The organism is Acinetobacter legionensis, from assembly GCF_048551735.1.
GTDB lineage: Bacteria > Pseudomonadota > Gammaproteobacteria > Pseudomonadales > Moraxellaceae > Acinetobacter.
The window spans coordinates 242942-255727 of sequence record NZ_JBIMBV010000004.1 but is presented as its reverse complement, the minus strand read 5'-3'; the positions used below and the strand labels follow the sequence as shown (position 1 = coordinate 255727).

The following is a 12786-nucleotide window of genomic DNA, read 5'->3' as shown; positions in this document are numbered from 1 at the left end:
TCACTTTAAAAATGAATACACATTATTGAATGCAAAATACAAAACCGAAGTTGTGGAAGCAAAAGCACTGGCGGAACAAGCAAAAGCTTCTGCAGCAATCAAAGAGAAACAATGGTCCGAACAACAGTTAAAAGCGGAGCAAAACTATAATGCTAAAATTAAGCAAATTGAGTCTGATGCTGATCTTGCTCAGTCCAATGCTGATAGCTTGTCAAAACAGCTCAAAATTGCAAGCAGTCGCTTGTCCAGTGCTTCCAAAGAAACCATCATTGAGTACACCAATACCAATAGTGACATACTCGAAAAATGCATCACTGAATATCGAGCAGTGGCAGAAAAAGCTGATGGACACGCAGTTGATGCAGAAAGATTGATTGAAGCTTGGCCCTCGGATTGAGGGCTTATTTTAGTGAATAATGATTTCTTAGAGCATGGACGCAAGATTAATTTGACGTCTTATGCTATGAAGATTTTTTAATAATTTTGATAGTTCTTTTTCAGAGTTTTGTAGTTGCTGACGTAAAGAGTTGCTTTCTTTTTCAATACTCTTCAACTCATCAAGAATGTTTTCGATTTCCAGTATTTTTGTTAATTTCTCGTCATCTTCTATGAAATCTAAATTTTCAGAAAGTAATTTTTTGTGTTTATCAACTAAAATCATATGGTTGAAATCTAGATTTTGAATTTTTTGTTCAATAGTTGCTATCATGGATTTATGTGAAATTATAGCTGCATTCAATTGTGAAAACATTGTGAAACTTATAGATTGCGATTTTGTAAAAGGTTCGATTTTTTCCGATCCCTCTAATTCAATCAATAAATCCTGACTATTATTTTTTGTGAAATCGTACAAATCTCTTGAATTTATTTGTTCAAGAGTCTTATTCATATTTTTTATAGATTCACGATCTACTTCTGGTGTTAAATATTGACTTGTATATTCAACAAATTCTTCCTGATTAAAAATAAAAATATTTTTTGCACCAGTTTCAGCATGCAACTCTTCTTTTAATTCATGTCTTATCCCCAAAATTTTCTTTTGATGTGAGGTGTTTATTGATTCTCTCCAATCCTCTTTTTTTTCCTCTGATATAAAAATAATATTTTGTAATTTATTATCTCTAGCATGCTTTAAAATTTCTTTAAAAATTATAAGATCACCATATTTGTTAAAAAACTTGTAATTGTTGAATATAAAGGATGAATCTCCTTTCTCTGTTAAATCTGCATACCCAGGAGGAATTTGGTTTGAGAAGCGATTCTCTGCATCTTTATTAAAGTCTTTAAGTTCTTGTTCATTATTGAATAGACAATTACCAAGTTTTTCTCCTTTAAATATTTTATCCAACCTTTCACGGACATGGTCATTGGAGTCAATTTTGATTATATCTGAATTAATTTTGTTAATTTCATTAATAATTGGTTTAGAAATCTTATCAAATTCAGATTGACTATGTTCTAGAAATTCTTTGTATAATTTTTTAAAATTTTCTAAGTTGTCATTTAATTCTACATTTTTATTAAAAAAATCCTCAAAGTCTTTCAGAATCGTATCAATGCTTTTCTCATCAAAAGTAAATTTTTTATTCAGATTTTCAAATCTTTTTATTATTTTTTGGCTATTCTCATAGCTATCATTAATAATTTTTAATCTATTACGTTGATATTCTAAAGCCACATGAAATGGTAACCATGCCTTATCACCTAAAGATTCTAAAAGTTTAAAAAAAATAGCTTTTCCATCTTTGTTGTAATAATAAATATTTAGCAAAATATTAGTGTCAAATATAAATTTAGTTTTCTTATCTTTCCAGATATTTTTTAAATTTTGTTCGGTTTGATCATTATAGAATGAGAATAATACATCTTTCATATTAAGACTTATAGAAAATTTGCTTATTTGCAATTATTCTATAAGTCTTAACTATAATCAATAATATTTATCTTTGCATAAAAATTATTTATCTTAATTAATTACTTAACTTTAATCATTCCACTTTTTGTAAAATAATTCTTAGACAGCATATCTCGACTCATTGACCACTTCCGATCCTTGAAATAGCAGGGACCTACAGAGATCTTAGCTTTGCCAAATTTACTTTGAATATCTTCATATGCCTGCATCAAATTCTCATTTAAAGCTCTTGCTTCATGATCTGAAAGCAAGTCGGGGATATGATTTGATTTCAGAATTAACTCTGAATAAAACACACCACATTTCTTATATTTGATATCTGGTTTATAAATTCTTTCCAATAGTAAATAAGCAACTTCAACAAGATCAAGAACACAATCTGTGGGTTCTGCAAACTTATAAGTATGAGCTTTGCTGTAGTAGGGCACAGATTGATCAAATGGATTCGACTGAACAAAAGCCGTAATAACACCACACAATAGCTTTTCTTTCCTTAATCGACCTACCGCGTCCTGCACATACTTCGACATCGCTTCTTTTAAGTCTTGCAATTCAGTGATTTTCACGCCAAATGATCTGCTTGCAACGATCTGTTGTTTCGGCTTGGGCTGGTCTTCAATCGGCATACAAGAGATACCTTGAAGCTCTAAAACAGTTCTCTGCATGCAAACTGTAAACATCTTTCCCATTATTGGTGGATTCGCCCTAGATAAATCTAAAACAGTTTTTATGCCCATATCATTAAGCTTTTTATTCTGCTTTCTGCCCACGCCCCATACTTCACCGACTTCTACTAATGACCAGAAGTAATCTCTGTGCTTTGGGTCCATATTCGCTAAATCACAAACTCCATTAAACCTTTTTCCTTTCTTAGCCATGTAATTCGCGATTTTTGCTTCAGTCTTCGATCTTCCGATTCCAATAGACACAGGTAACCCGATCCACTCCTGGATACGTTCGCGCATGCCTTGGCAGTAATCAACAAGATCATAGTTATTCTTAAAGCTTGTCAGATCTAGAAAACATTCGTCAATTGAATAGATTTCCTGCTCATGCGGAGCAACATACCCGGCTAAGATTGAGTGAAATCGACGCGACATTTCCGCATATATCGCATAGTTGCTTGAAAGTACTTGAACGTTATTTTTTTGGACGACATCCTTTATCTGAAATAGCGGAACACCCATTTTAATCCCCATTTGTTTAGCTTCATTGCTACGGGCAACTGCACACCCATCGTTATTTGAGAGTACGATGACTGGGAGGTTATTCAACTTGGGATTAAAGAACCGTTCACACGAAACATAGCAATTATTGATATCAACAAGTGCAAATATCTTTTCTTCATGTTTCATTTGAAGTTCTTAATAACTTTGGTGACAACACCCCAGATTACTAATTCTTGTTCATTGCGGGGGAGGATAGGTTTGTATTCGATATTTTCAGGCTTAAGCCAAACTGCTGGCAGATTTCTAAGTTCATTTTCATTATGAAAAATATCAAACAATTCTTGATGAGACATTCTTTGTGTAATCATCATTCTTTTTACAGTGAAATCATTGTCGATGAATGCGATAACGATATCTTGATGCTGTGAGCGTATGCTTCTATCGACAATCAAATAATCATTTATATCGATCCCTACATCTTTCATTGATAAAGATTCAACTTGGACAATGAAAGTTGCTTCTTTATTTGAGATCAGAAGATCATTCATATCGACAGTTTTATCTATATAGTCTTCTGCCGGGGAGGGGAAACCCGCAGCAATTTTATTGAGAACAAGTGGAATAGAATACTTTGTGACTGCTTGGAAAGATGAGATTTTTGATATATCAGATAGACATCTCGTTTTAGAAGAATGTGCTCTGATATCAATAACTTTTGAGTCTCTCAAGTGGGCTAGACTTGCTTCATTAAGCTTTAACAACTTTGCTTTTGATGAACTGTCATCTAATTTAATATCCATAAAAACACCACTTGATTACGTTACGTATTCAAGAGTTTAGTTTGTATGTTTTAAAATTTCAAATTTAAAAGCTGTGGACAAACGTAAATTTTTTAATTATTTAGTGTCTTTAGAAAAACTTAGGAGTCGATAAATAATTTGAATAAACACAATAAGTTATTGTAATATAATTGAAATACCTGCTAAATTTCACATTAAAGGATTGATATGATTGTTTTACCGCTTGTCGCAATTATCATCGCCGCATGTACATCTTTCTTCACGATAAGTTTTGGTCTCAAAAAAATAGGTCATAAAATACATGCTATATTTCATGTAGTATCAGAAAAATCATATGAAACAAGAATTACTAATGTTATTTTGCAAAATCACAAAGATAAACCTGTTTGTGTATACCGATTACTTGCTGTATTTGAAAAAAAATACACTTTGGAATTAAAGAAATTCAATGAACCAGTAATTATAAAGCCATTTGAAGCTCTAACTATTCATACTGATCCGTACAGTAAATTAATTCTTAATGATGAGCCATATGTACCAGAATTCAATTCATCTGAAATTGAAATTTACATTGAATTATTCGATAGGGTTGTTCTTTGCAATACAGATTCTTATAAAAGAACAACTCTTGGAGAAATGCAAATTTTAAAGAAAACAAAGAAATTTAATGGAATTGTGTACAATGATGGAGTTAAATATTTCTTATGCTATATGCACGAAGGACAAAGCAAAACAGCATTTATACATAAATCTGGCCATATTTCAGAAGATTGGAGCTTAAGTTATAATTTTATCAAACCAAAAAATAACGAAATAACAGAAATTGAAATTAAGGAATTCTTGGAAAAACAATATATAAATAATAAAATTATCGCTGAGTACAAATTAATTCTAAATAATTTATAAATATTAACAAGATTTCAGAACAAATCTGCACATTTATTTTTACCAGATGAATGGTCACGCGGAAAAGTAACAAACTCATCACGCATTTCAAAAAAATACTCATGTGCGTTTTCACGGTCTACATTGAGCCAATCATTTCGATACTCTTCAGGAATTACAATGATCGATCGTTTCTCATCGGAAGGCGCGTGAAATTGCTTCATAAAAGGGTGGTTGTCAGAATTAATCGTGAGCATTGAAAACGATCTGACTTTAGAGTCTTTGATTACAGCATCATCGTAGATTGCAGCAACAGTGAAAGGCTGACCATCTTCACGTTTGATGGTGTACCAGTGCGCTTTGCCATCAATATACTTTGGCTCGTAAAACTCTTGAACAGGTACAAGACAGAATTTACTGTACTTCCATGCATGCCTAAAACTCGGTTTTTCAGCTACAGTTTCGGTCCGCGCATTATAAGTATAAGAGCTAAATTTGAAGTCTTTAGCCCATTGCGGCAAAAGCCCAAACTTACCGAAATCCAAATCAAAACCTTTCATAATAATCGGGGCGTGGTAACCCGGATAAATATGCGCCTTTAGATCAAGTTCTAGCTGATCGACTTCGACATCAAGTAAGGCGAGAGATTCTCTGGTGGGCATTTCGTAGTTTGAGCACATATTTAAAAACCTTAAATGTTATTAATCATTTTAGAAACTTCAAACGTGATTTCAGAATTATCTTGAAAATTAATATCAATTACTTTTTCATCTGTGTCACTTCTCAATAAAGTTATCTGATTTTGGCTTTCTACTGTATTAATTGTTAGAAAAGAATAAAAATTTTCGTTTTCAAAAGAACCTAATTTTTTAGCTTTAAATGTTTCAGCATCTAAAAGAAGTCCAATATCGCCAAACAAATTCGAACTCAATTTACAAAAATAATTCATGTCATTAAAAACTTTTTCGCCAAATGGTCCTATTAGAGTGTTATCAGAACTAAGCATTTTATAAATTTTTTTGAAAAGGGCAATCCTAGTTATAATGTTATTATGCGGTATATATTTACCAAATAAATTACAATCTGCTAGTTCTTTCCAATAAAAGCTTTGATCAAAAGCTTGAGCATCATAGTATTGAGCAGCATTTATTAATAGGAGACTATATTGAGAGTCAACAGTGAAAGATGTATGTTCAAATAAATTAAATTTTTCAATCAAATCCTTAAATGATTGAAAAATATTATTAAGAGCATTAATCATTAATAGTTGCATTAATTCTTCGGATATAGATGATCGGACAATGTTGCTATACATTTTTTTTATTGAAAATTTATCTGTTTTAATATAAATATTATCATCAACTTTCGTATCAATTATCCTTAAAATCTGATACAAAAGCATAAAGTATCTTGAAACTTCACGATTTTTTAAGACTTTTTCCATGTAGTCTTGGATGTTATCACTATCTTCATACATAACATATTTAAAACATCTTTCGAGTTTAGTATTATTTTGTGTGACAAGAGTATTCAGCTCAATCTGCAAATTATTTAATTCTTTCAACATTGCAAAGAAAGTGCTATCAAACTGCTGTAAGCTTTGCGTTAAAAGCTGTTCACTCATTACTTTTTGATTTTCGATTAAAGTTTTATTTGTGCTATGTAATTCTCTAGTAGATACATCTAGTTGTCTGTTTTGTATAACAATAGTAATAAGAAGGGCTAAAAAGCTAAAGAACGTCAATATTGGATTTAGTAATCCACCAACATAATCACCAAATTGCCCTAGACGCTCACCAGTCACAGGTAGATTGAGATTTATTAAATAATAATTAAGTATGCTATAAGTTATTCCAAAAATTGCTGGAATAATAAACAATAAAAAAATGTAAAGCCAATTTATTTTTATGCCATCAGATTTCATTAAGAATATTCTCAAATATTTTTAATGGAAAGATACCATAAAAAAATAAGATTTAGATCTTTATAGTTAACTCAATGATTCCAGCTATTTCTATTGATGATATAATATACTTACACGAGGATTTCAAGACTTGTGGATAAAGTAGTGTTTACGTCAAAATTTCGTCATATTAATTTAAGTATATGATTTTAATAAATAGATACTACGTTGACATCGTAGAGGTCTCCAGTTCGAGTCTGGATATACCTACCAAGATATTAAAGTCATATAAACTCAAATAGCTTTGTATGATTTAAAAAATCCCTAAATTATAATGATTTAGGGATTTTTTATTGCTTTATATAAACTAACATAAACACATACAGCAGATCGATCCTTGTATCATCGTGTGTATGTGTATCATGGTTGAATAACTTAACTCATGATACAGTCTGCTTCTTTAAATTGCACCCAAAGCCTTTGAGCTTTTATTAGTTGCTGCTTATAGTCAGGTTCAAGAGTTTTTATTTACTCTGATATATTAAAAGCAGTTTCTTTGCTGCCGAGTTTAATTTCTTAGAATAGCATATCTCTAATATTTGTAGAGGATACCAATTCAAGGCAATCTTTAGCAATTACTGAACAGCTTATAAGGCTTATTAAGCTAAAAAAGATAATATGTTTCATGAAAAATATTCCCCCGAGTTTCTAGTCATCTATAAATTAACTGCATCTTGTTCTTTTCAGTAAAAAATCTATCATAGAGTGAATAAAAAAGGGATCCATAAATGAAAAAACTAATTTTAATTGCTTGTTGTATGTTTAGTGTTGGGGCATGGGCAAGTTGTGAAGATTTGAACAGAATAGCTGATAAAAAAGGCATACATTATGGAACTGAATACAGCTTTGTTGTTAAAGGACCAAAGGGACATAGAGCATACTTTCATTCTGCACCGGCGAATAAATGTAAATATGCTAAGACTTACTTAATTCCTAATGATTCAGTAGTTGGTTATCAAAAGTTTACTAATGATAACCACAATTGGATCTATGTGATGTATGGCTCTAAAGATAGAGTTTATACTTCAGGATGGATTAAAGAAAATGACTTAAAAATATCTGATCGTATCAGTCCTATTAATTAATCAAGTAAGCACACTTTTAGAGATGAAAATAAATGAAAAAACTAATAATTCTTACCCTTTTATTAAGCGGCGGGGCTTGGGCTAAGACATGTGATTACCTATCGAAGATAGCAGATGATAATGGCATGCATTACGGAACAAAGTATTCCTATACAGTTCAAGGTACAAAGGGATTTAGATCATATTTTCATTCAGCACCATCAAGCGAATGTAAGTTGAAAGGTGTATTTATTATTCAGAATGATTCAGTTATAGCTTATCAGGAATTTAAGAACGAAAATCAAACTTGGCTTTATGTAATGTATATAGATAAAAACGGCAATGATACTTCAGGTTGGGTTAAAGCTAAAGATTTTAAATTATTTGGTCGCCTTAGTCCTATCAATTAATCAAGTAAACACAATTTTAGAGAAGCAAACAAATGAAAAAACTATTCCTTTCAACTCTTTTAATTAGTGGTGGGGCTTGGGCTAATGCTCCATACAAAGCTACAACCGAATGCCAATTTGATTATGATGATTTCAACTTTTGCTCAAAAGTAAACGTGGCTAAATACAAAAATGCTCTAAAAACACAAAAACCTAATTTTAACCAAAAGTACATTCTTCTCAACCTAAGCTCATCACCTCAAATATTTAGATTTATTGCTTTAGATACAAAAAATGGCTTAGCTTTACCTTTAAGAGATGGAATTCTAGGTTTTAAAGATAAAAAAGGAGATTTAACAGGAAAACCTCCCGTAATCCAATACTCAGTTAATAATTCACTCTTATGCACTCAAGGAAGTATTTTTGCTTATCGAGATGATTATGATAATGTAAAAACATGTTATTCAATTCAAGATAATGAATACTCTGAATATGGCAAAGAGTTCAAAAGATCAGATACACCAGTGAGTATTAATTAACTAAACCTTCACTCCCTTAGAATTTCTAGTCATTTGCAGATTAACAGCGTCTTGTTCATTACGAACATTTCGAGTTGCCAACATCGGATCAGAAATACCGCTAACGTGAATATCTGTTTTCTAATTGATATTCACATTACGATTAGATGACTGAGTATTATAGAAATTAGGAAAGACAGGTTTAATATTGTCTGGAATTTCTGCATTTTGAGCAAATTTAGAAAGTATCTCCTTGTTAATCGGAGTTTTAGGCTTTGATGGGTTATCTGATTGAGATACATTGTTAAGACTAAGGCGCTGACTAACATCTTTGACCATGGTAAAATTTTTAGATACATAGTTTTATAGGAAGCATAAACTGAATTTTTAAGAACTGAAAAAACATTTCAGGAGTTTTTGCACCTTTAGCTGTTTTATATCGTCCTGCTTTTGCTATTGTTTTTATATAGTCATCTGCAAATTGTTCAGGGCTGTCATAAACTCTGTAAGGGGCGTAGGACTTTTCTATTTTATCCCATGCTCTCACCGTTTTTCCTTTCCAAGAAGAACCTGCCATAATATTTCCCAAATTAAATTTTGCCCCTGGATTTATATGTTCTCCCCACCCAGTTTCACCTGAAAATTGAGCTAATGTATACTCTGGTTTAACATCAAATGTTTTCCGATTCTAACTACCATGCCCCAATAAGTTTTTAAAAAATCTATTTGCTTTTTACCTTTAGCCCCTTCTTTAATCGCTGCTTTATCCGAATATTCGTTATTCGACTGAGTTCTCGCATTAACATCACCAGCTACAACATTCGCCATTCCAACAATTGCATTCACTCCAGCTAAAGCCGTTTTTTGAAGCATTTGGATTGTTTGTTATTTAGTATTATCTGTACTGGATTTTTCAGCATCAAGTGTTGCTTGAGCTTCTTTATTACCAATAAAGCTAGACCCTTTGCGACAGTGCGCCTGATTCAATCTAATCCATTTAACTTGTTTAAGAAACCTACTAAGCCACAATCTTATTAATCAAGCTCAGATCGATAGAGTCTTATTGGGAATTGAAGTTTAAGAACATGATTTGAAATGTTTCAATGATTTTTGATAAAATTATCCTATGTATATTTTTGATATTATTAAATTTTTTATTTAAATGTGCTATTATTAATGATAATAATTTATCTATAAAAGTTCTAAAAAATTTAATTTTTTGAGAAAGAAATCTCATAATAGTAGAATCTTTTAAATTTTAACAGTTGATTATTTTACTAAACCTGAATTATTATATCTATAAAATACGATATAGTGAATCGTAGCTCAAGCGCCATCGCTTCTCTGACTGATCAAACTTTTAATTAAAAAGGATTTTTGGTTGGAATTGCGAGATTCTTTATCTGATTATGGAAAGAAGGAATATGCATAGATTTTCAAAAATTGTGTTGATAACAAATAACTTAACTAAAAAGATTGAGCATGATCTAGAATTAAGAATGAGTTGTGATGGTGCATATACACATACTATAAATAGAGAAGATGAAAATTATAAAATTGAAGTTATGATTGATCCACCAAGTGATGTTTTAAATACTTTTAAAAATATAGCGCATGACATTAAAGATTATTTAGATGAAATTGATTATAAAGGGAAATTTGAATTTAAGTTAATTGTTTAGTGTCTGACTGGCTACATGCAAGATTTCCTATTATTATTGTAGTGAACCTATTCTATTTTTCTATCATTTTGTATGATTTACATACCCACATGACCCTCTCTTTATGAATATTTATTTGTGTTATCTTTAAAATAAATGCCAATGAGCATTATGGTCATCAGTGAGTATTAAATATTTCAAAATCGCTTTTTTTTAATAGTGTTTAAAATAACCAAAAAAAATCAAGTTCTATTATTTTAAATAAAATAGTATATATATCAGTATTTTATTTAGTTTTTATATGCATAATATGAGATAAATTTAGAATAGAAAATGTGAGGGTTGTGAATCTATAAAGATTGATGATTTAGCTTTTTTCGCACAAAATCTTTGATTTTTCTAGTCTAAATAATGAGGCTGTTACATAAAGTTGACGATACATATATGAAGATTTACCAAAAGGTAAAATATTTTATTTGAATGTTAATATGAATTGTGTAAAATTTAATCAGTGAAGAAGGTTGTGCTTTTCACTTTGACTTGCTATCTAAGTCTTTAATCAACCCACCTTTTTTAGGTGGGTTGATTAATTTTATGTTAGACAATAAACAATCGGTTTCTGACTTCTACTTAAAAATAGGAAATAAGATGAATTGTTCTATTTATTTCAAAAATATTGTGTGTTTAATGTGATTTTTATCACGTTATTTTTGGAGGGAGTCAATATTAGGAATTGCTATCGTAAATTGTTGAGCTGGTTTTTTAGCTTTAGCTGATAAAGTATTAAATAATGCACCATAGGGACGAATTATGAGAGTAAGTTTTTGATTAAAATTTATACCAAGGTATAGATTGTTTATTCCACGATTTAAATGTACATTCAAGACCACATTTTTTAATTCAAACATTATGAATATTTGTATAGGTGGACCTTGGCACGGAAGTAAGCTGCTAGGACATGATAATAAAAAGTCTTTTAAAGTAAAAGCTAACCAGTCAGACTCAGTAACAAACTATTCGAAAAGAAAGATTAAGTTTAAAAACGAGTTTTATATTTTTTGGGTAGCTGATGAGTTGATGATATTAGATGAGAATGAAATTATTAAAACTTATTTACTAAAAAACTAAATATTATTGTTTAAATATACTTTAGATATAAAAAAGGCGCAAATGTGCCTTTTTTATATCAGTCAGCTTTGCCTTGGAATATTTGGTTTAAAGTCAGATATCTATAATTTAGGATAATCTATGAATTCTCTTATTTTTATTATTTGGTAGTTAATTTTGGCTTAGTTGCACAAAGCTATCTCTAAAGGCTCATTCAGCAATATAACTCTTAGATGAATGAGTCTGCATCCAAAATATATCGTATAACGAATTGGTTTCCTTACATGAGCAGTATACTGCGAAGATTTAAATTAATTGTGGCAATATCACTATTTGGTTTGATTCCAATTACTCAGCGCTATGCACAATCAATATACAAACAAGGACGAAATCAAACCTACTCAGATAAAGCGATTCAGTACTGTTTAATAATTAAATCTCTCTTTCGTTTAACTTTACGAATAACCACAGGATTTGTTCAAAGTCTCGTTCGTCTTTGCAGATTAGACTGGACTGCACCAGATTATTCAACCCTTTTTGGAAGAAAAAAAGTATACTGATATTGCAATTAGCTTAGAACAAAGCAGAGATGGACTTCACCTATGAGTTGACTCTACAGGTATGAAATTTTTAGTTGAAGGAGAATGGAAGCGTAAAAAACCTTAGCCTGAATATTGTCGACAATGGTGTAAACTCCACATTGGTATTGATACTAAAACATTGTAAATACGTGCTGTTCAGCTCACTACAAATATCGTGGGAGATTCAAAAGTATTCAGGGATTTACTTGATTAAATTCCAAAAATAAACATATAGATTCCAACTATGCGGATGGAGCTTATGACAAAAAATACTGTTGATAGGTGATTTCAGATAGACATACACGTTCTATCGTTCTGTCGAGAAAAAATGCAAAGCCTTGGAAAGATACAAAAGCTCATACATTAAAGAGAAAACAACAACTAAGAACGATTAAGTATTTGGGGAGGACAATGTGGGAAAATTGGTCAGGCTATCATCTTCGAAGTTTGGTTGAAACCAAGATGCACTGAATTAGGTTATTAGGAGATAAATTATCAGCAAAGTACTTTTTAAGTCAGGTCAATGAAGTGCATACGAGAATTGCAGTTTCGAATAAATTCACTGAAATAGGTAGACCTTATACCCCAGTTGTATCTTAAATTTGAGTTGATTAGGCTAGTTTTAGCTTTGCAATCTTTTTGCAATCGGAAGGTTGATTTTAACAAATGGTAAAAAATAAATTATAAGTTATTTAAATTATTTGATATTTTAAATGATTTATTGTATAAAAAAG

General features: G+C 30.8%; 13 protein-coding genes and 2 pseudogenes. 7 read left to right on the top strand and 8 right to left on the bottom strand.

What is annotated here, in order from left to right:
* Positions 1-397, top strand: a 397-nt coding sequence (locus ACG9ZL_RS05690; protein ID WP_419359371.1) for an efflux RND transporter periplasmic adaptor subunit, incomplete at its 5' end; no start/stop codon positions are given.
* A 27-nt stretch (positions 398-424) separates the two neighbouring features.
* Here the strand turns inward: ACG9ZL_RS05690 and ACG9ZL_RS05685 are convergent.
* From ACG9ZL_RS05685 to ACG9ZL_RS05675, 3 genes are all read right to left on the bottom strand, one after another.
* Complete coding sequence (locus ACG9ZL_RS05685; RefSeq protein WP_419359369.1) at positions 425-1873, bottom strand: PIN-like domain-containing protein; 1449 nt, start codon at positions 1871-1873, stop codon at positions 425-427.
* Between the two features lie 101 nt (positions 1874-1974).
* Positions 1975-3270 carry a Y-family DNA polymerase gene (locus ACG9ZL_RS05680; RefSeq protein WP_419359367.1) on the bottom strand — a complete coding sequence of 432 codons (1296 nt, stop codon included), beginning with the start codon at positions 3268-3270 and terminating at the stop codon, positions 1975-1977.
* On the bottom strand, positions 3267-3884 hold the full coding sequence (locus tag ACG9ZL_RS05675) for a LexA family protein (protein ID WP_419359365.1): 618 nt from the start codon (positions 3882-3884) through the stop codon (positions 3267-3269). Before ACG9ZL_RS05675 ends, ACG9ZL_RS05680 begins: the two co-directional genes overlap by 4 nt.
* Positions 3885-4091: 207 nt before the next feature.
* Between ACG9ZL_RS05675 and ACG9ZL_RS05670 the strand changes: the two genes are divergently transcribed.
* Positions 4092-4790: a hypothetical protein gene (locus ACG9ZL_RS05670; protein WP_419359363.1), complete on the top strand. Its 699-nt coding sequence runs from the start codon at positions 4092-4094 to the stop codon at positions 4788-4790.
* 14 nt (positions 4791-4804) lie between these two features.
* Here ACG9ZL_RS05670 and ACG9ZL_RS05665 read toward each other — a convergent pair whose 3' ends face one another.
* From ACG9ZL_RS05665 to ACG9ZL_RS05655, 3 genes are all read right to left on the bottom strand, one after another.
* The gene (locus ACG9ZL_RS05665) at positions 4805-5449 is read right to left on the bottom strand and encodes an SOS response-associated peptidase (protein WP_419359361.1); all 645 of its coding nucleotides are present in this window, start codon (positions 5447-5449) and stop codon (positions 4805-4807) included.
* 11 nt (positions 5450-5460) lie between these two features.
* Positions 5461-6693 (bottom strand): putative phage abortive infection protein, encoded by a 1233-nt coding sequence (locus ACG9ZL_RS05660; RefSeq protein ID WP_419359359.1) that lies wholly within the window; start codon positions 6691-6693, stop codon positions 5461-5463.
* Positions 6694-7107: 414 nt separating this feature from the next.
* On the bottom strand, positions 7108-7200 hold the full coding sequence (locus ACG9ZL_RS05655; protein WP_419327541.1) for a lysozyme inhibitor LprI family protein: 93 nt from the start codon (positions 7198-7200) through the stop codon (positions 7108-7110).
* A gap of 260 nt (positions 7201-7460) precedes the next feature.
* Between ACG9ZL_RS05655 and ACG9ZL_RS05650 the strand changes: the two genes are divergently transcribed.
* From ACG9ZL_RS05650 to ACG9ZL_RS05640, 3 genes are read left to right on the top strand one after another with little or no spacing between them, the layout of a single operon-like run.
* Positions 7461-7817 (top strand): hypothetical protein, encoded by a 357-nt coding sequence (locus ACG9ZL_RS05650; RefSeq protein ID WP_336953176.1) that lies wholly within the window; start codon positions 7461-7463, stop codon positions 7815-7817.
* 32 nt (positions 7818-7849) lie between these two features.
* Positions 7850-8206, top strand: a complete 357-nt coding sequence (locus ACG9ZL_RS05645) for a hypothetical protein (RefSeq protein ID WP_336953174.1) — start codon at positions 7850-7852, stop codon at positions 8204-8206.
* Between the two features lie 32 nt (positions 8207-8238).
* On the top strand, positions 8239-8724 hold the full coding sequence (locus ACG9ZL_RS05640) for a hypothetical protein (protein WP_419327366.1): 486 nt from the start codon (positions 8239-8241) through the stop codon (positions 8722-8724).
* Between the two features lie 328 nt (positions 8725-9052).
* On the opposite strand, the pseudogene ACG9ZL_RS05635 reads toward ACG9ZL_RS05640, so the two are convergent.
* Both ACG9ZL_RS05635 and ACG9ZL_RS05630 read right to left on the bottom strand, forming a co-directional pair.
* Positions 9053-9325, bottom strand: a pseudogene (locus ACG9ZL_RS05635) (hypothetical protein); the annotation flags it as partial.
* Between the two features lie 26 nt (positions 9326-9351).
* Positions 9352-9576: a hypothetical protein gene (locus ACG9ZL_RS05630; RefSeq protein ID WP_419359357.1), complete on the bottom strand. Its 225-nt coding sequence runs from the start codon at positions 9574-9576 to the stop codon at positions 9352-9354.
* Positions 9577-10127: 551 nt separating this feature from the next.
* Here ACG9ZL_RS05630 and ACG9ZL_RS05625 point away from each other — a divergent pair.
* Both ACG9ZL_RS05625 and ACG9ZL_RS05620 read left to right on the top strand, forming a co-directional pair.
* Positions 10128-10385: a hypothetical protein gene (locus ACG9ZL_RS05625; protein ID WP_419359356.1), complete on the top strand. Its 258-nt coding sequence runs from the start codon at positions 10128-10130 to the stop codon at positions 10383-10385.
* A gap of 1319 nt (positions 10386-11704) precedes the next feature.
* Positions 11705-12652 (top strand): annotated as a pseudogene (locus tag ACG9ZL_RS05620) (IS5 family transposase).
* The last annotated feature ends 134 nt before the right edge of the window (positions 12653-12786 follow it).

Coding starts and splice junctions, on each gene's coding strand:
- ACG9ZL_RS05685 (WP_419359369.1), bottom strand. CDS start 1,873: ATGAAAGATGTATTATTCTCATTCTATAATGATCAAACCGAACAAAAT.
- ACG9ZL_RS05650 (WP_336953176.1), top strand. CDS start 7,461: ATGAAAAAACTAATTTTAATTGCTTGTTGTATGTTTAGTGTTGGGGCA.
- ACG9ZL_RS05660 (WP_419359359.1), bottom strand. CDS start 6,693: ATGAAATCTGATGGCATAAAAATAAATTGGCTTTACATTTTTTTATTG.
- ACG9ZL_RS05680 (WP_419359367.1), bottom strand. CDS start 3,270: ATGAAACATGAAGAAAAGATATTTGCACTTGTTGATATCAATAATTGC.
- ACG9ZL_RS05665 (WP_419359361.1), bottom strand. CDS start 5,449: ATGTGCTCAAACTACGAAATGCCCACCAGAGAATCTCTCGCCTTACTT.
- ACG9ZL_RS05630 (WP_419359357.1), bottom strand. CDS start 9,576: ATGCTTCAAAAAACGGCTTTAGCTGGAGTGAATGCAATTGTTGGAATG.
- ACG9ZL_RS05645 (WP_336953174.1), top strand. CDS start 7,850: ATGAAAAAACTAATAATTCTTACCCTTTTATTAAGCGGCGGGGCTTGG.
- ACG9ZL_RS05675 (WP_419359365.1), bottom strand. CDS start 3,884: ATGGATATTAAATTAGATGACAGTTCATCAAAAGCAAAGTTGTTAAAG.
- ACG9ZL_RS05625 (WP_419359356.1), top strand. CDS start 10,128: ATGCATAGATTTTCAAAAATTGTGTTGATAACAAATAACTTAACTAAA.
- ACG9ZL_RS05670 (WP_419359363.1), top strand. CDS start 4,092: ATGATTGTTTTACCGCTTGTCGCAATTATCATCGCCGCATGTACATCT.
- ACG9ZL_RS05640 (WP_419327366.1), top strand. CDS start 8,239: ATGAAAAAACTATTCCTTTCAACTCTTTTAATTAGTGGTGGGGCTTGG.